Origin of the sequence: Pseudoalteromonas citrea (genome assembly GCF_000238375.3) — a bacterium.
Classification (GTDB): domain Bacteria; phylum Pseudomonadota; class Gammaproteobacteria; order Enterobacterales; family Alteromonadaceae; genus Pseudoalteromonas; species Pseudoalteromonas citrea.
On record NZ_AHBZ03000015.1, the window covers coordinates 14946 to 38538 of the forward strand.

General features: G+C 40.2%; 13 protein-coding genes. 2 read left to right on the top strand and 11 right to left on the bottom strand.

Annotated elements, in window-relative coordinates; translation table 11 throughout:
* Positions 1 to 6 precede the first annotated feature (6 nt).
* The 8 genes from PCIT_RS23215 to PCIT_RS07605 all read right to left on the bottom strand — a co-directional run bounded on the left by PCIT_RS23215 (position 7) and on the right by PCIT_RS07605 (position 17761).
* Positions 7 to 687 carry an acyltransferase gene (locus PCIT_RS23215; protein ID WP_010367297.1) on the bottom strand — a complete coding sequence of 227 codons (681 nt, stop codon included), beginning with the start codon at positions 685 to 687 and terminating at the stop codon, positions 7 to 9.
* Positions 680 to 1444, bottom strand: coding sequence for a thioesterase II family protein (locus tag PCIT_RS07575; protein WP_010367299.1), 765 nt, complete (start codon positions 1442 to 1444; stop codon positions 680 to 682). Before PCIT_RS07575 ends, PCIT_RS23215 begins: the two co-directional genes overlap by 8 nt.
* Entirely contained in the window at positions 1441 to 2709 is a 1269-nt protein-coding gene (locus tag PCIT_RS07580; protein WP_010367300.1) for an MFS transporter, read from the bottom strand. The genes PCIT_RS07575 and PCIT_RS07580 overlap by 4 nt, the downstream gene beginning before the upstream one ends.
* A 10-nt stretch (positions 2710 to 2719) precedes the next feature.
* A complete protein-coding gene (locus tag PCIT_RS07585) occupies positions 2720 to 4330 on the bottom strand; it encodes a hypothetical protein (RefSeq protein ID WP_010367301.1) in 1611 nt (536 codons plus the stop codon).
* A 2-nt stretch (positions 4331 to 4332) separates the two neighbouring features.
* A complete protein-coding gene (locus tag PCIT_RS07590; RefSeq protein ID WP_010367302.1) occupies positions 4333 to 9042 on the bottom strand; it encodes a non-ribosomal peptide synthetase in 4710 nt (1569 codons plus the stop codon).
* Positions 9042 to 15176: a type I polyketide synthase gene (locus tag PCIT_RS07595; RefSeq protein ID WP_010367303.1), complete on the bottom strand. Its 6135-nt coding sequence runs from the start codon at positions 15174 to 15176 to the stop codon at positions 9042 to 9044. The genes PCIT_RS07590 and PCIT_RS07595 overlap by 1 nt, the downstream gene beginning before the upstream one ends.
* A gap of 22 nt (positions 15177 to 15198) precedes the next feature.
* Positions 15199 to 16131: a glycosyltransferase gene (locus PCIT_RS07600; protein ID WP_010367305.1), complete on the bottom strand. Its 933-nt coding sequence runs from the start codon at positions 16129 to 16131 to the stop codon at positions 15199 to 15201.
* Between the two features lie 820 nt (positions 16132 to 16951).
* Positions 16952 to 17761: a sulfite exporter TauE/SafE family protein gene (locus PCIT_RS07605; protein WP_010367306.1), complete on the bottom strand. Its 810-nt coding sequence runs from the start codon at positions 17759 to 17761 to the stop codon at positions 16952 to 16954.
* A gap of 750 nt (positions 17762 to 18511) precedes the next feature.
* On the opposite strand from PCIT_RS07605, the gene PCIT_RS07610 reads away from it, so the two are divergent.
* On the top strand, positions 18512 to 19489 hold the full coding sequence (locus tag PCIT_RS07610) for a DUF1852 domain-containing protein (RefSeq protein WP_010367307.1): 978 nt from the start codon (positions 18512 to 18514) through the stop codon (positions 19487 to 19489).
* A gap of 93 nt (positions 19490 to 19582) precedes the next feature.
* A complete protein-coding gene (locus PCIT_RS07615) occupies positions 19583 to 20611 on the top strand; it encodes a methionine synthase (protein WP_010367309.1) in 1029 nt (342 codons plus the stop codon).
* Between the two features lie 151 nt (positions 20612 to 20762).
* Here PCIT_RS07615 and PCIT_RS07620 read toward each other — a convergent pair whose 3' ends face one another.
* The 3 genes from PCIT_RS07620 to PCIT_RS07630 form a co-directional block, all read right to left on the bottom strand.
* Positions 20763 to 21788, bottom strand: a complete 1026-nt coding sequence (locus PCIT_RS07620) for a helix-turn-helix domain-containing protein (RefSeq protein ID WP_010367311.1) — start codon at positions 21786 to 21788, stop codon at positions 20763 to 20765.
* A 339-nt stretch (positions 21789 to 22127) separates the two neighbouring features.
* Positions 22128 to 22724 carry a hypothetical protein gene (locus PCIT_RS07625; RefSeq protein WP_010367312.1) on the bottom strand — a complete coding sequence of 199 codons (597 nt, stop codon included), beginning with the start codon at positions 22722 to 22724 and terminating at the stop codon, positions 22128 to 22130.
* A gap of 25 nt (positions 22725 to 22749) precedes the next feature.
* A complete protein-coding gene (locus PCIT_RS07630) occupies positions 22750 to 23160 on the bottom strand; it encodes a DUF6326 family protein (protein ID WP_010367314.1) in 411 nt (136 codons plus the stop codon).
* Positions 23161 to 23593: the final 433 nt, after the last annotated feature.

Genomic DNA, 23593 nt, shown 5'->3' on the forward strand with positions numbered 1-23593 from the left:
CTTTTACTAACTATTACCTTTAATTAGCTTTGCCGGGTTTCCAGCAACGACCCCTCCAGAAGGCACATCACAATGAACGACACTCCCTGCGCCAATAACTGCATTGTCGCCAATCGTGACCCCTTTCAAAATAATAGCACCATAACCAACCCAAACATCATCACCAATCAAGACTGGCCTTACTGATAGCCGCGCAACTTCATCTTCATTAAATCGATGCTGTAAAGTATGTCCATCACAGTCCATAATAACCACATTAGATCCAAATAGCGCATTATTACCGATACAGACAGATCCATAAGCGACAATACATGTGCCCTGTAAACACGCATTGTTTCCAATCACTATTTTACCCGTATCAAAGTTTGGTCGTTTGACGCTTGTAAGCTTAACAACATCGTTCGGAAAAGGGGCACCACTTGTCGAGTCCATAAAACATTGATCGCCAATAGAAATTGCCCCCTTAAAGTCTACTAAGGACACTGCGTCTGGAATATCGTTAGTGCTTGTTTGCTCATATACTTGTGTAAATACCACCCTTGGTAAACCAACAAAATCACCATCTTTTCCAATAATCACACCTGCTTCTTGTAATGAACTTTGAATCAAATCACTAGACACCGTTTCACCATGACTTGGCGCAATCTGACATTTCTCCATCACATTGTAATTTAAGTATCTAGCCACTAACCCTCCTTTTACTTCTCACTAATAACCTGCATTGCGCCCGCAAGATCTCGGATAATGTATTTAATTGTAAATCAACGAATAAATGATCAGCATTCGCTAGAGAATAATGAGTAAATTGTTCGAAGTACAATTCCCAGCCCTGGCTTTGTTCACTTGATACAGCAACATCAGCCTCAGCAGAGATAGCAATACCCTGAATAGGTAGTGCGCTCAATATTTGATTTTGAAAACTATCAACAAGCGTAAAATCTGCGCGTAACATGGGTAGATATATATTTCTGATCTGAGGATCATCTAGCAAAGTACTGCTTGGATCCCCCAATTGACGAACCCGAGCAATAAACGCATCATCATCGAGGCTTGCGTAGTGTTGATGTAACACTGACAAATGTGGTGCTCTCGAGGCGCCAACAATGAGCATGTCTGGTAATATCGCTTCTCTATCATATAACCTCGAAGCTAATGCATAAGCTAGCCTTGCTCCCAAACTATGCCCATAGAAAATAACAGGGCACTCTGCATTGTTTGGATAAAAATCCAGCATATCAGCTACCAGCTTTTCAGCATCTGTGTAGGCTAACTGATGTGCTTTGCTGCCGCGTCCAGGCAAATCTAAAGTGACAAGTTGAACCCAGCTAGGTAAGCTCTTTGCGAGTCGTTGATAACTCGATGAGTTTCCACCAGCATAAGGAAAGCACACTAATCTAACCTTGGGTGTTTGCTTATTCCCATGAATTGAAAATAAATCCGTCAAACCGATAACTCCTTCACTTTACCCATCCGTCGTATTCTTTTGGACAATAACCCGAAGCAACACAGCAAGCCTGTACAAAGCGCTAGTACAGTGGTTAACTCCGGTATTGAAAACAGCTTGATGAGCATTCCAGTAAACATTGCTGAGAGTGGTATTAGCCCATGTACACAAAATAAGACTACACCAACGATTGCTCCTAGAATTTTCGGCTCCACATGCGCTTGAAACCAAGTCATACCAGCAACCATCACAAAGCCAGCTATCACCCCCATCACTAATAATGCAATACACATAACCCATAACGATTGTGCCGCACTGCCCAATACCCAAAGTGCACATGCAGCAATCGCGTCACCTATTAATATATAAAAGCCCAGATGTCTATGCTTTGGCTTAATCAGCATCACTAAACCCGCACCACATACTGCACCAATACCCTGCGCAGCATATAGCCAAGATAGACCTTGCTCTGCTAACTGTAATTGTGTTTTTGCAAACAAAGGAATAAGGGTTACTAGTGGTCCGTAAAGCAAAATAGAAACAAGCATTAAGTACCCCAAAACCACTTTAAAATTATAATGTCGAGTACAATAAGTGACTGAGAATTTCAGTGCTTCGCTAATGCTCTGTTTAGTTTGTAATGGCACACTCTCCCATCTAAAGTGCCGGGTAAAGATGCATAAACCACAAAATACCAATCCCGCATCAATCGCAAAAACCACAGCAAAATAATCATAGGAGCCCAACGAAGACACCGAGAACACTTCCTTTACTTGCCAGATAACAACTCCTGCAAGCATGGGCCCTATAACTTGACTTACTTGCATAGACCCCATCAAAACGCCATTGGCCTGCAGTAAGGCTGAAACAGGTAGTATTCGTGGCAATAACGATTGGGCGGCAGGATTGCCCAATGCAGAACAACACCCTAAACAAAATGCACTTACCGCTAGCCAGGTAATAGAATAGAAGTTGAGCCATAGGCTACACGCAAATATGAGCGTAAAAACCACAAATATAACGCGACTCATAATGAGTAACTTAACGGCACCTATTCTATCAGCTAAAACCCCTCCAACCAGCAACAGAATACTATGTGGTAAGCCCCAAGCAGCTAACACTATTGCCAATATTACGGGATCATTATTTGATACTTCGAGTACTAGCCAAGGCAACGCAATTAGCGTAAAGAAGCTACCCAACTGGGTAAATAGCACACCAATCCAGTGTGCTATAAAAGGCTTCGATTGTATTAATTCACGCACGAATTGATTCTCATTTTATACTGCCCGCATGGCACCAACCAATGAACTCCCACACATCATACCTATTTGAATTACTGGGAGATTCAGCTTGAGTCCACCATTTAGCACGGTATATTCCATGCTGATAAACCACGTGATGGTCTTTTTTATACGCTTGTTGCTTATCCCAACTTGGCCGTGAATTACAGTCTTGAAACAAACTAGATTGGCCAGCCCAATCTGTTGTAAACTCTGGCCAATCACCAATCGTAGCTACCATACTATGAGGTTGGGATACTGTATTCTTTTGCTCTTCAGTCCAATGCCTTTCTTGAGCCTGATGACAATTAGCACATACCATAGTCTCATCACCCCAACGACGCTTTTTAGACGTAACAAATACAGGATCATCTGCCGGATCGTCATTATTCCAAAGCTGGTGGATTTCATGCGCATTGGTTTCTAACTCTAACCATCGTGCTTGTCCTGATATCCATTTATCCCATTGTAAATCAGGCCAATGTCGCGCATTTAGCAGCATCTGTGCAGTGTTAAAATCTCCAAGCTTAATCATATGTTCAATAATGCCTTGAATAAATACCAGCCTATTAAAAGAGAATCTAGGATCATCAATACAGCTTCTAAAGCTCGGTATTTGATTGCAAAACTCACTGCCTCTCATCCATGCCCCTAAGCCGGTATAAAACTGTTCTGGCTCAGAAAAATAATCACTCCCCAATGTCACCGCATGAAAGCCTGGGTTAACGTTACCCCAAAGCTGATGCTCAGCTTCAATTTTTTTCTTACTCAACTCATCATTATGAATGCCCGCGAGCCAACGTTTTGGTAACGCAGACCACCCTCCCAAAATAGATGACAAGCGCATCCGAGCATACTCATTGGGTTCCTCTTGCCATTTACCTTCAATTTCTTGACTCAACAAGATGGCACGAGTGCTAAAAAAGCTAGTCAAAACATAATATTCCAACACTTTAGGGTCATCATAAGCCACTTGGCCACCTAACCATAAAAATGCCCCAGTGATCAACGTTGTCGTCATAACATTGCTTGGATCACTGATAAGTTCGTTTAATAGTTTATCTGCCGCTAGCTGCGAGTTTTGAGCGCGATAATTAAAAGCATCATGAAAGAAGTTATGTGCTTCTATGGCTTCATTGACGTGCAGTTTTCCATAGCTTAAATGCCTTCCGATCTGCTGTTCAAGACGCTGTAAAGCACTATCAGCCCAACTTACTGGCGTTGGTGATAACAACTTTAGCCTTGTTAAAAAATAAGATGCCAAGACACTGTGCTTTAAGGCCTCCCCAGAAGCTGACGATGTCACTAAAAATGATGCCAATAAATGATGTAATGCATTTACTTTTATGATGTCAGTGGCACTTGGCGTCTCTAAATATGCAACACTTAAATAATCAGCATACTGCATACCTGCGCGTTTCGATGCTAAGTCATTACTCACTTTCATCAAGTGTTGATAATCAGACAGTGAAATTTCCAGCTTTTGATAAATAACATCACTGTGATAATAATCTTCTAAAAAAGTATCGCCATCGACTTGATCAGATTGCGCATATGACAGCGAGCTAGCACATAGCATCAAAGACATAATGATCTTTTTCATTTTTATAACCCCTTTAATTGATAAATATAATTGTCCGCAAGTTGCTTGATTGTTGTTTTAGCGAACAATTCTTTACTATAACGAATAAATATTTGCTGATGACTTCCGACCGTAGAGGTCGATATATATAAAGATTGAGGACTTGTCATATCCCTATCGCAATGTACAAAAGGCATATTCTGAATAACACTATTAAACACTGAATTAGCGCCATCGAGCACTCTGCTATCTAAGCGCTCAGTATTAAGCTCACCTTGATAGTTAAAGTTAAATTCAGGGAAGAAATCCGCTGTTATGCTCGCTATATTTCGCTTTTCTGAATGCACTCTCAATGCAGAATTAAACCCACACCCACTGTGCGGCATTGTATGCAATTTATCCGAAATAGCTTTAGCACAATGGCTAGCCTGACAAATAGCGGGATATTCAACAACCACTGGGACTGGTGCAACTACATACCCAAATAAGGCTTCAGAATTAACTGGTGCGATGCTATTTGCCCGATTGAAGTTCGATAGCTCTAGCGCAATGTTGTTTAACTTGAATACCTGGTGAATTGCCGTTGCTAATGCACCGGCATGGAAATCACTCGCTAATAAAGATGCTTGTGCAGTCAGCTGTAATATATGTTCAGTGACATAACCAGGTATGTTAACTGTGATTGAGTCCATGTTATCTTCAAGGTTACTCACCAATAAGGTTTGCACATCAAAAAGACGCTCAATTGCGCTAAAGTTGACTTGTTCCCAATATTCAACTTCTCGCGCTATATCGTACCCATCTTCGGTGAGATACTTACCATCAGCATACTTTTGATGATAATCAATAAAAGACAAATAAGGATCTTGCGGTAATTCAACTTCTGGTGTTCGAGTTAGCTCAGCTTTCAATAATAAGGAGAAATTACGCGCCAAAACACTCATGCTATATCCATCAAATACCAAATGATGCAATGACAAAACTAACATCACTTGTTGTTCTTTTTGTATATAGAACACCCGTACTAAACCCTCATCTAAACGCACTTGGTCTAAGACTTGACTAATTGAGGTTATCGTTTGTGTATCGGCTTGACTTGAAAGATCATAAAATATTGGCTTATCTAACAAGGCACCAACACTCATAATTTGCTCTTTTAATGAATGAGGATTTACATAAGTACGCAGTGCGGGGTGATGAACAAATAAAATAGATAACAATTTCTTTATGAGTGAAAAGCTGATTGCACCATCATTGTTATCCAATACTAAACATTGATTTACCATCCACAGGTAATTTGACCCTTTACGAGAAAATAAATTTACTCGATTAGCAAGACTCTTAACTTCAATGGGATCATGCCGCCAATATCGACTTTCCTCTAAAGGTTTAACTAAAGAACAAAGCTCTAAATTACGGTTTTGTGTGCTTTTAAGTAAATTATCCATTGCCACTAATGTTGGAGATTTCAACAGTGCTGTGACATTTAGTGTACGCGAGAAGCACTGATTAACTGTCGCTATCAACTCAACAAACTTAAGTGAATTACCTCCTTGAGAGAAAAATGAAGCATTTGGGTCAATTTCAGTCATCGCAAGGCTTTCCTGCCACAGTAATACGAGCTTTTCTGCATATAACCCCAAGTCATGCTCTGGTTCGATATGGTTTTCCGTAGATATCAGCTCTGTAAGTGCTTGCTTATCTATTTTTTTGTTAAGCGTTTTTGGCAACTCAGCTACAAGGGTCATTGACTGTGGGACCATAAAGCTGGGAACGGCTTGTTGAACTGAATTAAATAGCTGCGATTTAAGTCGTTCACTCATCGTGTTAGCTTGGACAAATGCATGTAAATTATTTTGCTTTTTATCTAACAGCACCACAGCCTGCTGCACTGCGTCGTGCTGCTCTAGTACAAATTCAATTTCAGTTAATTCGATACGATGACCATTTAATTTAACTTGATGATCTTTACGCCCTTGATATATCAACTGATTGTCATGTGATACCTTAACCAAATCTCCCGTTAAATAGACCCGTGTTTTAGTCCCGTTGATCATACACACAGTGCGAAATTGCTGTTCTGTCAGTTCACTTCTTTGCCAATAACCACAAGCTAAGCCTTTGCCAGCAATCGCCAACTCACCAGTTACTCCTGGGGGGACTAGTTGTAGGTATGGATCTAAAACGTAAAACTGAGTATTAGCTATAGGCATACCCAAGTGCGTTGGCGCACTGTAATCAACTTTATCCACACTTGACCAAACCGTCGTTTCAGTTGGGCCATACATATTCCATAGATCGGTATTATATTGTGCAAAGTAAGACTTTAAGCCTCTGGATAAAGCTTCACCACCACATAAAGCGGTGAATGGAGTTGGAGGCTGCCAAGAAATTGCTTTTAGCATATTCCATGTGGCTGGCGTTGCTTGCATATAAGAAATAGCGCTACTATCAATGTACTGTGCTAACGCGTAAGGGTCTTTACTTTGCTCTGTAGCAGCAATGTGTAACGTTGCTCCCGCTAAAATAGGTAAAAACAATTCTAAAACATGAATATCAAATGTAATTGAAGTAACGGCTAACACACAATCCGTTTGCCGGATCCCAGGCTCATTAACCATAGCGGCTAAGAAGTTCATCATAGCTTGATATGAAATTACAACTCCTTTTGGTTTCCCGGTAGAACCAGACGTAAAAATCATGTAAGCAGTATCTTTGGGACTAACCGATTGACGCAAGCTAGTCACTTCACATTCTGTATTTAAATCATTAAACGTAATTGTATTTTTTTGGAATCTACGTACATTTTCAACGCCATCAAAATCACAGACAACGCAAGTCAATTCAGCTACATCAGCCATATACTGTATACGCTTTTCAGGGTAGCTTGGGTCTAGGGGGATATAAGTATGACCAGAGCGTAAGATTGCTAATAATGTACAAAGCATATCAATAGAACGGCCACAATAAACCCCTACCCGCTGTGGTTGATTGCCAACCAAGCGGATCAAGTTATGACAGTAATGATCTACACGATTTTCTAACTCACAATAGGTTAATGAGGTGCATCCGTCAGAGACCGCCACTTTATCAGGGGTGATAACAGCCCAGTGTTGTAACTGTGTTTGCAGGTGATATGGTTGCGGGACCTGAGCTTTTTCTCCTGACCACTTCGCTTGCCACTGCGCTACTTTCACAGGTTCTATTAAGCTAACCTGTGAAAAGGTTAACTCTGGATTAGTCAGGAGCAGCTGTAATACATGAATATAACTTTGACTAAAACCAGCTACTGCTTCGCTGGTATATAGATCAAAATTATAATCCCACTCTAGGGCCAGCTCCCCATCTGATTCGTAAATATCAAGCACTAAATCAAACTTGGGTACTCTAGGCATATCCTCTTCAGCAGTAATTTTAACGCCTTTCAATCGAGGTAATAAAGGCTTCATATTATGCACAGCTAGCATAACGTTGAATAAAGGGGGCTGATTGTGTAAGCGTTCTACATTTAACGCTTCTAAAATCCCCTCAAATGGCATATGAGCCATTTCAAAAGCTTTATTACTAGAAAGTATGCAATTATTTAAGTAATCACAAAAGCATTGTTCTGGGTCGATTTTACTCCTTAAGACCAGCGTATTTGCCACAAACCCTATGAGAGACTGAACCTGCTCATGCTCTCTGTTTGCTACAGGGCAACCAATAACAATATCCAGTTGGTTACTATATTTTGCCAATACAATATTAAATACCGCATATAACAAAGAAAAGCGTGTACACTGCTGCTGCTTTGCAAAAGCACTTATTTTTGCATCAACAGCTTCAGGAATAACTTCTCGATAAACTTTGCCATTTGACCCAATATCATCAGGGCGAGGAAAATCCAATGCGAATGTTGTGTTAAATACCGCTCCCTCTAAATACGTTTGATAAGCTTGGGTTAACAACGAAAAACTACTTTGTTCCACTTTATCCTGCTGCCATGCTGCGTAGTCTAAATAGCGCAAAGTCGGTTTTAGTAAAGGCTGGTAGGTATCTTCAAGTAATTTCGCATAATTTTGTGAAATCTCTTCACATAACAACGAAACTGACCACCCATCTACGGCTATATGATGAAAAGCAATACAAAAATAAGCAATATCAGGTGCCAAAAGTAATAATTTACACCGTAATTTGGGGCTCGTCGTTAAATCAAAAGCAGCACAACTTTGTGCATTCATAACGCGTAAAATCTCCGCGCGTTGCTGTTTATCATTAAGTGACTGCAACTCAACGATTTCCATGCATGATGACACGTTATCAGCAACCTGCTGTCTTGCCCCTTCAGGGCTCAACACATAGTCTGTATGTAAAATATCATGACGCGCTACAACCGCATCAATTGCATATTGCAGCTTTGTAACATCCAACTGCCCCTCAAGTTTCATAGCTCGAGCTAAATTATATTGGGCATTACCTGGCTGCATCTGCTCTAGCAACCAAAGCCTTTGCTGCTGTAGAGATAGTTTTCCTACCAAAGCCGGTGTAACTGGAATTGGAGACAACATGCTCTGTTCTAATTGATTGAGCTTAATCTGCTTGAGATGCTCAATAATTTGCGCTTTGTGTGCCGACAATCTACCAATTAGAGCTGAAGGGGGTTGCTTGGTTGCATGTAAGTCCAAAACCCCTTGCTCCCCCAATGTCAACGAGATGCCTTGGCGTTTACAATCCAATAGAAGTTGCTCAACCATTAGATAGTCACCTTGAACGATTGTGTTTCATCGACGTCTGTGATTTGCGCTCCATCATTGCCATATAGAGTTTCTAAAAACAGTGCGATTTTTGCAATGCTCCCTTGCTTAGTGACCATAGATGCAGGTAAAGGGTGATCAATTAAAGGTTGAATACGGTTTTTAAACTCAACAGCCATCAGTGAGTTCAAACCATAGTCAAATACACTTGTATGTTCATCAAGCTGCTCCCCTGTCCCCATACCTAATGCTGCGGCTAAAGCGTTACGCACTTCAGTAAGCAGAACAGGTAAGCGTTGTTCTGCATTCATTTGTGATAATGTTGCTTTTATATCACTCGTTTTTGTATCATCAACATCTACTAGGTTAGAAAACACTTTGAGTAACCGTGCTGACAACCCCAACTCTGCCATTTTCTGCCAATCTTGAATAAACACACCTGCTTGGGCAATTGAACTGTTCATAATTTTTGACATTTCAGACAGTCCTTGCTCTGTTGAAATACCTTGCATCCCGGCGCTTTGCATTCGCGCTATTTCTTGTTCTTCAAGCTCAGCAGCCATGCCGGCATCAGCCCATGGACCCCAATTTATAGCCGTTGCACTCAACCCTTGATTACGACGCATATGGCATAAACCATCCATAAATGCATTAGCAAAGGCATAGTTTGCTTGGCCGGGCCAACCCACAACCGCAGCAATCGAAGAAAAACATACAAAGTAATCGAGCTCTACTTTCTGAGTTAACTGATGTAAATACCAAGAGCCTTGTAGCTTAGGAGCTAGTACTTGTTGGAACCCCTCGACATTTTGCTGAGCAAAGGTTGCATCCGCCAACACGCCTGCGGAATGAAATAGGCCAGAGAATGACTCTGGTTGATGAATAATATGTGAAATTGTCTGATGCATATCATCATAACTTGCCACATCTGCTTGTAAATAATGGACCTTTGTACCCGCTTTCTCTGCAGATACAATTAACGTCTGCAAACTCTCTTTTAGCGCACTACGGCCAGTCACATAAATTGCACTGGCATTATTTTGAATCAACCATTGCACTACAACTAACCCAATTCCGCCTTGTCCACCAGTTACTAAGTAGCTCTTACCTTTCATATTTCCTGAGTAATCAAATTCCTTTTCTAGATAAGCTGGTTTTTTACTCATATCGATAGCATAACGGGCATGCGTAAATTGGCTCTCTTGTATATTTGCAGGCAAAGCGCTTGCAGATATCGAAGCCTCATAAGCTGGCTGATATAAATCAACATATTTCATCAAACATGTTAATGCAACTTGCATTAATTCAATAAAATCGGTGTGAGTATGCTTGGCTAAGCGCTTCAAATTTAGTCTATGTAACGTCAATCGACTTACTTGTTCAGCAGCAACTTGTCCTTCAAATAAAGTAATAAAATCTACACCATGAGTAAGTTGCTCAGTTAATGACACAGCTAAAGGCCGCTCTAGACAATACACCACTAAATCTACATTTAATTTACTGATGTCAGCTCTATTTACATAAACAATGCCCGTATCGTTTTCAGTACCAGTTGGCTCAGCCTCGACTAAGCATTGCACACCTAAGTGCTGGACATAATCAAGTAAAGCAAAGTCCACCATATTAGACGGTTCTACAAATAAAATTACTTTTGGTTTAAGTCGCAGAATAGGCTCTAATATCGACAGAAAACCATGAATATCATTTAAGTAAGCTAGCGCGAATTCAGTTTGCTCAGTGTTAAGCCCAATCGATAACTCAGCAGCACTTAGGGAGCTACAAATACCTTCAGTAGACAAACTAAGGTTATACTGAGAATCAACATAGCAAAGGTATAGTAAAGCCTGTTCAGCAACAGGGATCCCACCTTGACATGCAATATGAGAAACACAATTTTGTGTATCACATTCAAGGCTAGACATAGCAGAAGCTGACCAGTTACTCCCTTTTAAGCCATACCTGATCTGCTCTGTAAAATCAGGCAAAATTTCAGAGCTTTGCGATTTAACGCAGCCAGTATCCTCTAAAGGCAGTAATTTATTGGCATACCAGTGCCCTTCCTTGACCGCCATTTCTGGCTCAATAAAGTCAGTGGCTAAAAGCTGATTTAAAGGTAAATCACTATCGTGAATATCTAACATTGTGACTTTAAATTGTGGATTTTCACTTGCGAAGACCCTTACAAGGCCCCACAAAGCACTCTGCATGGGCTGTACTTTAACAGCACCATTAACCGGCCATGCATACTCTGTTAGTAACACCACATCCAATGGTTTTTTCCAAGCAACCGCTTGTATGGCCTGTAAAAACAGCAATACCACTGAGCTATCTGTTAAAGCCACGTTTTCTATCACTTCAACTTCAGGTAATGCATTGATTTTACGGCAGTCAATGATAATTCTTTCTAAGTATTCGCTATGAACCTGACACTTTTCTACAAAAACTTTTGAGGCTGACCGCAAATCTATATGGTCAACAACTGTACTCATATCATCGGTTAATGTTTCTTGGAAACCTGCACTTAATATGGAGGCAGTTATACCTTCGACATGCTCAAGCGCAATACTTTGCCATTGATACTTGTACTTCAATGAGGGCTCTAGTAACTCTTCGTACTGCTGAGAGCTTTGCATTTTGAGGTGAACCCCCCGCATTTCAACACATTGCTGTCCTACTTCATTCAAAATTAGAATGTCACCAATGCATGCCTTCTCCTGTTGCTCCTTCACAGTTAAGTAGCTATACATTCGTTTTGTAACAGGGGCATGTAGAATCAAGCTTTCTATTCCAATGGGTAGGTATGCGATATCTACCAAGCTAAAGAAAACCTGAAAAGCACCATCTAGCAGTATTGGCGGTAAAATGCCTTGGATCTCATCAACCTCTATTTTTGCCAGGGCATAACCTTTTCCCTTCCAAACCTGAGTTACAGCTTGGAAGCGATCTTGATATTCCATTCCTATTTGATGGCAATGGCGATAGAAATCGTCCTTGTTATAAACCTTATCAGCGCTCTTTTTATATGACGCAATATCTATTTCATGTAGTGTTTTTGGTTTGTATTGCGCTATTTTTGCAGTGCTTTGCAGGTGCCATGCCTCTTGCTCAAGTGCAAATACTTGATATACACCTTTGCCACTATCCCATCGAGTTTCTAACTTTAAATTATGCCCTTCTTCCAAATATAATGGTCTTAAAAACTGGATATCATGCAAAGCCAACACTCGCCCATTAAGTTTATCCGACTGGGCCGCCTGCAACATTCCTTCAATATACCCAGCTCCAGGGTAAATTACTTCTCCATCGACTTGATGACCTCTTAATTCTGGTAGTTCATTTAAGTCAATTCTGCACTGCCACACTGGTGCTTGGCTAATTAATTGAGAACCCAAAAACGGGATGTGTTCATCATAAAAAGCATCTTGCTTTTGTTTACCATACAAACGCGCATTGGATACATCTTCATGCTCAACCCAATAATGAGACCTTTGCCATACATAGCTGGGCAACTTAACCTGATTATTAGACTGTAATGCCCTTTGCCAAGGAAGCATAACGCCTGAACAATAAAGCATCGCCAGACCCTCTTCGATACAACTGAGTTCATGGTTGTTACGTTTTAACGTATGTGCTACTGCACCTCTTTCATCCGCACTCAGTGTGTTTATTGAATGGCTTAATACCGAATGAGGAGCTATTTCTAAAAAACAGCTATAGCCATCAGACAACATATTTCTAATTGCTTTTGAGAAGTAGACTGGCTCCCGAACATTGTCAGCCCAATATGTGCCCGTCCATAAATTATCAGTAGAAAGCTCTCCAGTAACCGTTGAATATAAATCAATACTTTCAGGACGGTTCTCCAAGCTTATCAGCGCATCGATAAGTGGTTGCTTAAGTTGGTCCATAATTGGACTATGATAGGGCACATCTACATTTAAAAATTTTGCGAAAACACCTTCACTATCAAGTTTTTCAGATAATTTTTGTAACTGTGCTTTATCGCCAGATAATGTCACGGCTTCATCACTGTTTACCGCCGCAATAGATACTGTGTCTAGAATATCAGCACAATAGCTCAACGCATCTCGTTCGCTTAATCCAACGGCGAGCATCGCGCCTAAGCCTGAGGTCGTTTGCTGCAATTGACTGCGGTGGTATATAACTTTTACTGCATCAGAAAAACTATACACTCCCGCACAATATGCTGCAGCCACCTCTCCTGCACTGTGGCCAACAATGGCCTCTGGAATGACACCTCTGGCCCTTAAAGACTCATACAAACCGACTTGTGTCGCAAAAATTGCGGGCTGTGCATAATGCGTTTCGTGGATATTGTCATTATCATTTGCAAACATAACGTCACTAAGTGACCAATCTACGTATTGCTGTAACTGAGCATCAACTTGATCAATTACTCCTTGAAATATGGGATCTTCTTTGTAAAGTTGTTTGCACATCCCTTTCCAGGTAGTACCCATTCCTGAGAAGACAAAGGCGATAGGCTCATCATCTTTAAATTTAGTGGTCCCGCTTACCACTGATGATTTAGGATCATTCTCAAGCCACCCTGTTAAAGCTGCGATTAGATCGGCCCTGTCTTTGCCGGGTACAACTAAACGATGGCGAAAATGGCTCCGATTTTTGGCACTATTTATACAATAATCTTGTATATCCTGTTCATTTAATAGTGCTAATTTTTCTATATGCGCCTGGGCTAACCCCTTTAAAGCACCTTCTGATTTAGCAGATATAAATAAGTGTTTAACCGGTTGTAGTGAAGCTGGTGTATCATCATGGTGCTCTGCAGATTCCAGTACAACATTCGCATTCGTACCACCAAAACCAAATGAATTCACTATTGCACGCTTGGGTTTACCTGCTTTCACTGGCCAAGGTGTATTTTCCCTAACAATATCAATATTGAGTACTTTAGTCTGAATCGCAGGATTGACCTCATTACAGTGAATATTCTTCGGAATAACACCATGGTTCATCGCATTAATAGTTTTTATCAATCCCGCGATACCAGCTGTGGGCTCAGTATGACCAATATTGCTTTTTACTGAGCCTATTAAACAAGGCTCACTTTTGTCTCTCCCTTTTGATTGACCAAGTACTTTACCCAAAGCATTGACCTCAATCGGATCTCCAACCGCAGTGCCTGTGCCATGTGCTTCAGCGTAGTCAATATCAGCCCCAGATAAGCCTGCCGCTGACAACGTTTTTTTCAGTAGTTTCTGCTGAGATAGCCCATTAGGTACGGTAATTCCACTCGTCTGGCCGTCTTGATTTGAGCCTGATGACTTAATAACCGCTAAAATATGATCACCATCTTTTCGTGCATCAGCTAAACGTTTTACAACAACACAGGCAACCCCCTCACTGCGCACATATCCATTTGCTGATGCATCAAAACTTTTACACAGACCATCAGGGGATAACATAGACGCTTTACAAATAGACATCGTCAATTCAGGCCTGAGTAATAAGTTAACGCCACCAGCCAATGCCATATCACAGTCTTTATTTAACAGCGATTTACACGCTAGGTCTAACGCGACTAATGACGAAGAACACGCAGTATCAAGCGTTAAACTCGGACCTTTAAAATCAAAGCTATAAGAAACCCGGTTAGCTGTCAGTGTCATTGAAGAACCAGTAGATGAGTGACTGGTGATCAAATCATGGGCGTTTGAGTCTAGTTGCAGTTGTTCAAAGTCGTGCATAAACTGGCCCATAAATACGCCGGTTTCAGAACCTCTAAGCTCATCTAAATTTTGACCAGCATTTTCTATTGCTTCATAACTTGTCTCTAGTAACCAGCGGTGTTGCGGGTCTAAATAAGGTGCTTCTTTAGGAGATATTCCAAAAAAACCTGCATCAAAGTCAGCTAACCCAGAAATAAAGCCACCTTGCTGCACATACATTTTTCCATGAATGTCATTGTCAGCGTGGTAAAATCCCAGCTTATCCCAGCGATCTTGCGGTATCGGCCCAATACCATTACCACCGTTAATTAAAAACTCATGAAACGCTTCAGACGAATTTACTTCACCAGGAAGCCGGCAAGCCACCCCAATGACAGCGATGTCATTAATGCCTGCTTTATGTTTATTATCGATATGCTTCATCTGTATTCCTTTTATTATTAAATCAAGCGATGCTTTGATGAGTAATGTTATGAGATAAGTTCTGACTACCTAGCCAGAGATCAGGTTTCGCCGTTTGAGATTGGGTTGGAGTTGAAACTATTTGCTGCCAATTCATGCCTTGATCCAATAGATATGTCGCAAGTGTGCAGTGCTTTTTATGAATATATGTAATATTATTTTTTGCTGTTTTTTTCACTTCAGCTTCAGATTTTTCATGGGGGTAATGGATAGCTTTAGCTGCGGTGATCAAATCAAATCGAACACCAATACCTTTTAATCGCAGGGCCAATTCAACATCTTCTCCACCCCAGCTATTAAAGTATTCATCAAACCCGCCAACAAAAAATAATTTCTCCGTCAAACAAGACACATGGCAAGTCCAATACAATAACCAGGGTTCATCACACTGATGCAAACTGAAGTTCAAATCACGACAATACTCATATCGACAATCTTGATAAGCTTGTAAACTCTCTGGATAATCAAAAACATCTGGGTTATCAAATAACTTAATATCATTCTCTGAATCTAACTCAGCAAATTCATCAAAGCCGAAGCACAAACCAATTAATGCTTGAGCATGGTCATTTTTATAAGCTAAAAGATGTTGCTCAACAGCATCAGGAGCTAATAGCACCCCAGAATCAATAAATAAGGTAACGTGGTACCGTGCAGCTTGAATTCCTAAATTTCGAGCCTTCGCAACTCTAAAACCCTTATCCTCCTGATATATATAACAAATATCCATAGTACTATTAAAGCTTTTAACGAGTGACTCCGTACTGTCTGTGGAACCATCATCAACCACAATCACTTCAAATTTACTTTTACAGAGTCTTTGTCGACTTAAACTTAACAGCGTTTTTTGAAGTAGTTCCTGCCGATTATATGTAGGAATTACGATTGAAATTCCCCACTTCCATTTATTGTTCATACACAACCTTGCTGAATAAACAGAACCTAAAGTGGGCACATTGTGCACATATTAATAATAAAAAATAAACATCACATTAAAAAAACTCACAATAATGAAGCGCATAAAGCCTGTAAATTTCATGTTATCAAAAGCTAATGAATAGTGAGGGAAAGAAAAGAAGTAAAGAGTAAATAGATGTTTAATATAATTAATATAATAAGTTTATCCATATAAAAAAAATAAATACCAAAACGAATGCTTCAAAAGAAAACATGTATTCTTTTGTAACTATTCCATGCTGTATTATTTTTATTCAATTTAAAACACTAAATATCGGTGTTTTTCTTTTTCCCTCTATTTTCATTGCTGAAATAATGAACATAAAAGTAGTTATTACAACGATTGGAGTAAAGCTTTATATCAGCACTACTTGACCAGTTTATGGGAACCGTGGCGCTGAAAATTAACGCTCTTAAACTAAAGTAATTAATGTATTTTAATCGGTACTAAACTATATTGTGACCAGTCGCTAATTTTCCGACACTTTATAAATAATGTTACTAAGATGACTAAAGAATAAGAACGAGATTGGCCTACTAAAGTTCAGCCTAATGTCTCTAGAAGCAGGTATTGCCACATTATGCAGCTCTTAAGTTGCTGGTATTTGGCACCCAGAGTAAAAAACTGAGCATAAAGCCAATAAGCTGTGGTATCGAATCATAAAAACCTCACACTGAATGGCGCTGAAACCATTGTTTGTGAGGTTTTATTCACTTGTTACGAAGACGATTAAGTGGATAGGCTATCTACCGATTTATCCTTCATATATAACTGTTACTTAACCTAGCACCATGTTTACAGCCATAATTAATAGTAATGCAGAGAAGATTTTTTTAATCGTGGGCACCGGTAAATGATTGGTTGCTTTTGCACCCAAAGGCGCTGTAAACCAAGACGTACAAACAATTCCAAAGAGCGCAGGTAAATAAACAAAGCCCGCAAACCCATCCTTTATGGCAAAGTAAGCACTGCCTGAACTGATATACCCAATAGAACCAAACAACGCGATCACAATACCGCAAGCAGATGCACACCCTATCGCTTTTTTCATATCAAGTGAAAAGAAGGTCAATAAAGGCACTAATAATGCGCCACCGCCTATGCCTATCATTGCTGACAAACCACCTGTTATGGTCGTTAAAGTTGTTAGCACCCCTTTATTGGGGAGCGTGCGCTCTGTCGGTTCATTATTTTTACTGCTTAAAAACATTTTTATCGCAATCAACACGACACTGACTGCAAAAATGATGCGTACAACTTGCTCAGGTAATAGCGCCGCCATAAAGCCACTGAACAATGCACCTAACGCCACCCCAGTCATGATCCATGGCGCTAAATCCCATGGCACATTGCCATTTTTGTGGTGTGCAAGCGCTGAAGACGTTGATGTGAATAAAATAGAGGCCAGTGACGTTGCAATCGCCACAATTACCACCTGTTCAGGCGGTAATATCGCTAAGTGAAGTAAAATAGCGCTTAATATGGGGACTATTACCAGCCCCCCACCAATTCCCAACAATCCAGCTAAAAAGCCAACGCCACAGCCTAATACCGCACAATATACAACCAACAATACCAATTCACTCATTGTGTCTATCTCTTATTATAATTAAGGAGCAATCACACTATCTGAAAGCCGTTTTATGGGGGAAACTAGGTATTAGGCTAATACTATAATTCACGAAAGATATTGAATGGTTCACTGGCAAACCCAAACTTTTACTTGGGGTATCGGTAAAAATACAACCAAAGCTATAACGCCAAATTAGGTTTCTGATCCAACCTCACAACGTATTCTGATTTTTAGTGCGTCGTCGTACTGACACTTTTCTTAGCACCTTACTTAATCCAACATCATGAATTAAAAGCTTTATATCTAAATTAACCACATCTGGTCGAATTATATCAATATAACGAAAGACCATTAACACTTTTACTAATCTTAGGCCGTGAATATTCCTCACGTTTTACATGAGAAAAATAAATTTAGAACATCCAGACATCCAGACACCCAAACCCCTACGAGCAAATTTATCTCTTTTTGCTCAAGATCTGTTCCCTCAAATAGGTCTATACGCTTAATTACATTTAACTTGAATATGGCTCATGTTGTATCTGAAATTAAACCGTTTTTCTTCAAGTCGCGAAGCACGTATAAATCACACTATGCTCTTAACGCTAAACACCATAACGGTGGATTCTGAACGTACATAGACAGAATAACTATACTACTTACCGAGTATTACCTACTGAGTAACACAGGGAAGTAGATTAGAAAGACCAGAAAGAGCAACAACTAATTCAGGTTTTATCTCAAAAAATTGGATACCAGATCACAATGAATAAAGAATTTACATTTACGATTAAGAGCATAAGTCTCGACGAAAATTATCACCCATCTGACAATACGCGTATCACGACCAATTTTGCGAACTTAGCAAGAGGCAGTCATCGTCAAGCCAATTTACGTAATGCGTTAAAAATGATTGATAACAGCTTTAATGCACTGGCTAACTGGGATAACACCAAAGGAGACCGTTACTCAGTTGAACTTGAGATTGTGTCGGTAAACATGGATATCGAAGGCAGTGGCCAAACGTTCCCATCGATTGAAATCTTAAAAACACACATCATCGATCATAAAACAAATAAGCGTATTGAAGGTATTGTTGGCAATAACTTCTCTTCTTATGTTCGAGATTACGACTTTAGCGTGTTGCTCCAACAGTACAATAAAGATCAGCCTAAATTCAGCATCCCTGAGAACTTTGGTGAATTGCATGGCAAGCTATTTCAGTACTTTGTAAATTCACAAGTGTATAAAGAAAACTTCAAAAAGCCGCCTGTTATTTGCTTAAGTGTTTCAGATAATAAAACTTATCATCGCACTGAAAACCAGCATCCCGTACTCGGCGTTGAATACCTGCCTAATGAATCGTCTTTGACGGAACAGTACTTCAAGAAAATGGGCTTACAGGTGCGCTACTTCATGCCACCAAACAGTGTTGCGCCTTTGGCATTCTTCTTCTTTGGTGATTTGCTAAATGACTACACAAGTCTTGAGCTGATCAGCACCATTAGCACAATGGAAACGTTCCAGAAAATCTACAGACCAGAGATTTACAATGCAAATGCGGCTGCGGGTACATCGTACAAGCCAAATTTAAAGAACTTAGATCATTCATTAACACAGATTATTTATGACCGAGAAGAGCGCAGTAGATTAGCCAGTGAGCAAGGTAAGTTTGCTGAAGAGCACTTTATAAAACCACATCAACATGTGCTTGATAAGTGGTCTCAGAGCTACGCGCTGTAAGCACAGACAATAAACCCACGCCCTCGTGGCGTGGCGATGCTGTGAAATAGTTTACGTTCAGTCATTAACCCAATATATGCGACATCATCAATTATGAAAACATTATTACCGACTTCAACATCAGGCAGTTTACCAAAACCTTTGTGGCTTGCAGAACCTGAAACACTTTGGTCTCCGTGGAAATTACAAGACAATGAACTGATTGTCGGCAAACAAGATGCTTTGCGTCTGTCATTACAAGACCAACAGCATGCTGGTATTGATATTGTTAGTGACGGCGAACAAACTCGTCAGCACTTTGTGACCACCTTTATTGAGCACCTTAATGGCGTTGACTTTGAAAAACGTGAAACAGTAAAAATTCGCGATCGCTACGATGCAAGTGTACCAACCGTTGTTGGCCCTGTTAGCCGCCAAAAGCCTGTATTTGTTGAAGATGCCAAGTTCTTACGTAAGCAAACCAAACAACCGATAAAATGGGCATTGCCTGGGCCTATGACTATGATCGACACATTGTATGATGCCCATTACAAAAGCCGCGAAAAGCTGGCATGGGAATTTGCAAAAATACTCAACCAAGAAGCTAAAGAGTTAGAGGCAGCGGGTGTTGATATTATTCAATTCGATGAACCCGCATTTAACGTATTTTTTGATGAAGTGAATGATTGGGGCATTGCCACACTAGAGCGCGCTATTGAAGGGCTAAAATGTGAAACAGCGGTGCATATTTGTTACGGCTATGGCATTAAAGCCAATACAGATTGGAAGAAAACCTTAGGATCTGAGTGGCGACAGTATGAAGAGGCCTTCCCTAAGCTACAAAAGTCGAGTATCGATATTATTTCATTGGAGTGCCACAACTCTCATGTGCCTATGGACTTACTTGAACTCATTCGTGGTAAAAAAGTCATGGTCGGTGCGATTGATGTTGCCAGTAACACCATTGAAACACCTGAAGAAGTCGCTGATACTTTAAGAAAGGCACTGCAGTTTGTTGATGCCGATAAACTCTACCCGTGCACTAACTGCGGTATGGCACCATTATCGCATACCGTCGCGAGAGGAAAGCTGAACGCGTTAAGTGCAGGTGCCGAGATCATCAGAAAAGAGTTATCAGCTTAACCTCTGCGTTATATGTGTTTGTTCAACAGGCTCAACTTGAAAAACATGAGTTGAGCCTAAGTTAACGAGTGGTGCGCTTAAGACCTGAATTCGCATCTTCCTAAAATGCTCACTTTTAAATGATGCACTAGATCGCATCAAACATACTTGTTCAAAACAGATCTGCTTTCTTTTCGTTCAACAAATTGCGATAGGCTGATGGGCTGCATCCTGCGACCTTTTTAAATGCGGTATTAAATGTCGATTTAGAGTTAAAGCCCACATCTAAAGCAATATTAGTCACGAGTTTCCCTTTATCTTGCAATTCAGCTTTTGCTTCTTCAATACGAAAACCATTAACGAATTGGAAAAAGTTAGTCTGTAAAAGCTGAGACAGAGTTTCTGATATATGGTTTTCGGTTTCCGCAATCGATTCTGAGAGCTTCTTTAAAGATAAATCATTGTGTAAAAACAACTTACCTTCTTTCATCGAATGCTCAAGTTTTGACGCAACCCGTTGCATTTTTTCATCGCTGAGTAACGCCGCTCTACCTTGACTCGCACGCGGTAAACCTTTATCTGTACTAAGCAATCCCTTTTGGCCCAAAGCCTTTTGCACAAAAATAGCCAATGCAATCACTTCAAAAATAGGCAGTACAACGCCTGAGCCAAACCAACGCCACCCCAGTGCGCCTAAAGCAAATTCAACAGCATACATAAACCAAACAGCGCCCCAAATGAGCAATACCGCTTTAAACCACCCCACTGCCCGTTGTTCAATGTCAGAAAAGCGTTCCATCAACTGCTGGCAATGCCTACTGTGGAGGTTAAACGCCATTGCTAAAAATAAAGCCGTAAATGCGATAAAAACAAACGTCGTAGCTAAACAGGTAAACACCGCTATTTTCCAAAGTTCAGGATCCCGTGTAGATGGGGTCGCCAGAGCCAGTTTTTCAGCGGGGCTGATCATAAAAATAAAGGGCAGCATAATCAATACAACTAAAATGGGCCCAACTGATGCCAATAGATACACTCTCTTACCCACTGATTTACCTGGTGACATCATCGCATGGGCATAAAAATATAGTGCAGGGCCCAGCAATGCCCGAAACGGAAATTGAGCACCAGCCAATGCAGGTGCGTAAACATAAGCACCGGAATAGATAAATAGCTCGCCCGCTAAATGTATCAATAGCAATAACAACAATCCTTTCAAAAAAAAAGTGTGTCGTTGTTTTGGTTTGTTAAAAACGTCTATCAAAGCAAAGATTGTTATGCCCAGCATGCAGGAGTATAAAATTGTAGGTAAAAGGTTGACCATTTAGTTACCAAGTATTCGATTTAACTTTACAAAAGTAATTATAAAGTCAAATCGAATACTGGTCTACCGGCAGTGTGCCTCCATTAACTTTCACTGCATAAAAAGTCTTACGCTAAAAAACATGGCACCTTTTGATCTTTTTCATTTTTATTTTCATTTCTTCTAATGCTATCTCTAAATAAAAGTTAACAATAAATATCAATAACTTACATTATTTTATTTTCTTAAAGAAAACCCTAACGCTAAAAAAGCCACCGAAATGACCGCATTAGTGTAATAATCCAGCGACAAACCTGCTTCCATGCCTTTTATACTGCACACCACCAGCATTAAAGCCCACATAGCCACGGGCAATGATAACAAGTACCCTATTTTCCGCTGTGCTTCACTTCGTAAAAATGCAATGGCATAACAGAGAAATGCCAGTACCACTGCAACCATAAAGACTGCGATTAACAGGGTGAACCACTGCGGCATTGGTTGCGGTACTGCACCATACAATAGTGACATGCCGAAAAGCCATGTCACAGCGCTCCCTAAAGAAAACCAGGCCAAAAATGCAAAAGAAACCCCACTTTTCGCCAAGAACGGCGCGTTATTTACAGCGGGTGTATAGAGCTTAAAGAGACCAAATACCCCTGCCGCCAAACCTATAACCGCGGGTATGGCTGGCCATAAAATAGAGAGCTGATGGTCTAGATAAAAACGTGCCCACAGCATTACGGTGTTTATCAACATAAAAACACCTGCAATCATGAAAAAGCGTGCATCCCAGCAAGGTACATTATGTGTGTTCATGGTCAAACGGTTCATATTTCTGCTCCTTCAATACTGCCATCTACGACGTTGATTCTTGTTGCCAAGTGGCTGCCAAATAAATAATGATTAACCCCGTACAAATCTCGAAAAAGCTAAAGAACATATAATGAAGTGTGCCGCCCATTGTCACGGTATAGGTTTGAACTGAGGTGGTAATAAGCCCAGCAACGATATTACAATATTTGCTTAGTCTGAAAGTTAACACGCTCGACAAAACAATCATGATCATAGGGATTTGCAATACAATAGCAAAAGCGAGCAAGAATTCTTCGGTGATGTTCATACCACCGACTTCTCCTGACAAAAATGCTTCTAGATATTGGGCCAGATGTAATGTAAACACATCGCAATAAATGTAATTCACTGTTAGGAAAACCCACAGTAAAGAAAGTAACTGACTGCGTGTGCCTGACCATTCAAAAATTTTCATATCATTTCTCTTTTAAATATTAAGATTCGATATGAACAATGTCTCAATTGCGTCCGACTGTCGTTCCAATGGGCCTATTCGAACGACTTTTTGCAATTTATTTTAAAATATTTACCGATTTATGCTTTTCACCGATTGCTAACAAGAGTTATGAGCACTTTTCGAGCAATAGCTGGCGCTTTGAAAATAAAGCAGAGATAATTTCAGAGAAAAACGACAGGTCATGTCTGTGAACAACAAAAAGGTGTGACGTAATTAGTATAGCCGCCTTATAAAGGCGCTCAGTAAAAGTATGGATGGTTTCATTTTGATATCAAAAATGCAGCAAGACTAAAAAACAAAACTTTAATTTCAAAAAGTTAAGATAAATCCTGTAATTTAAATACCATTAGCGTAAAACTTTTATGCCACGATAATCAGCAACTTCTTAGTG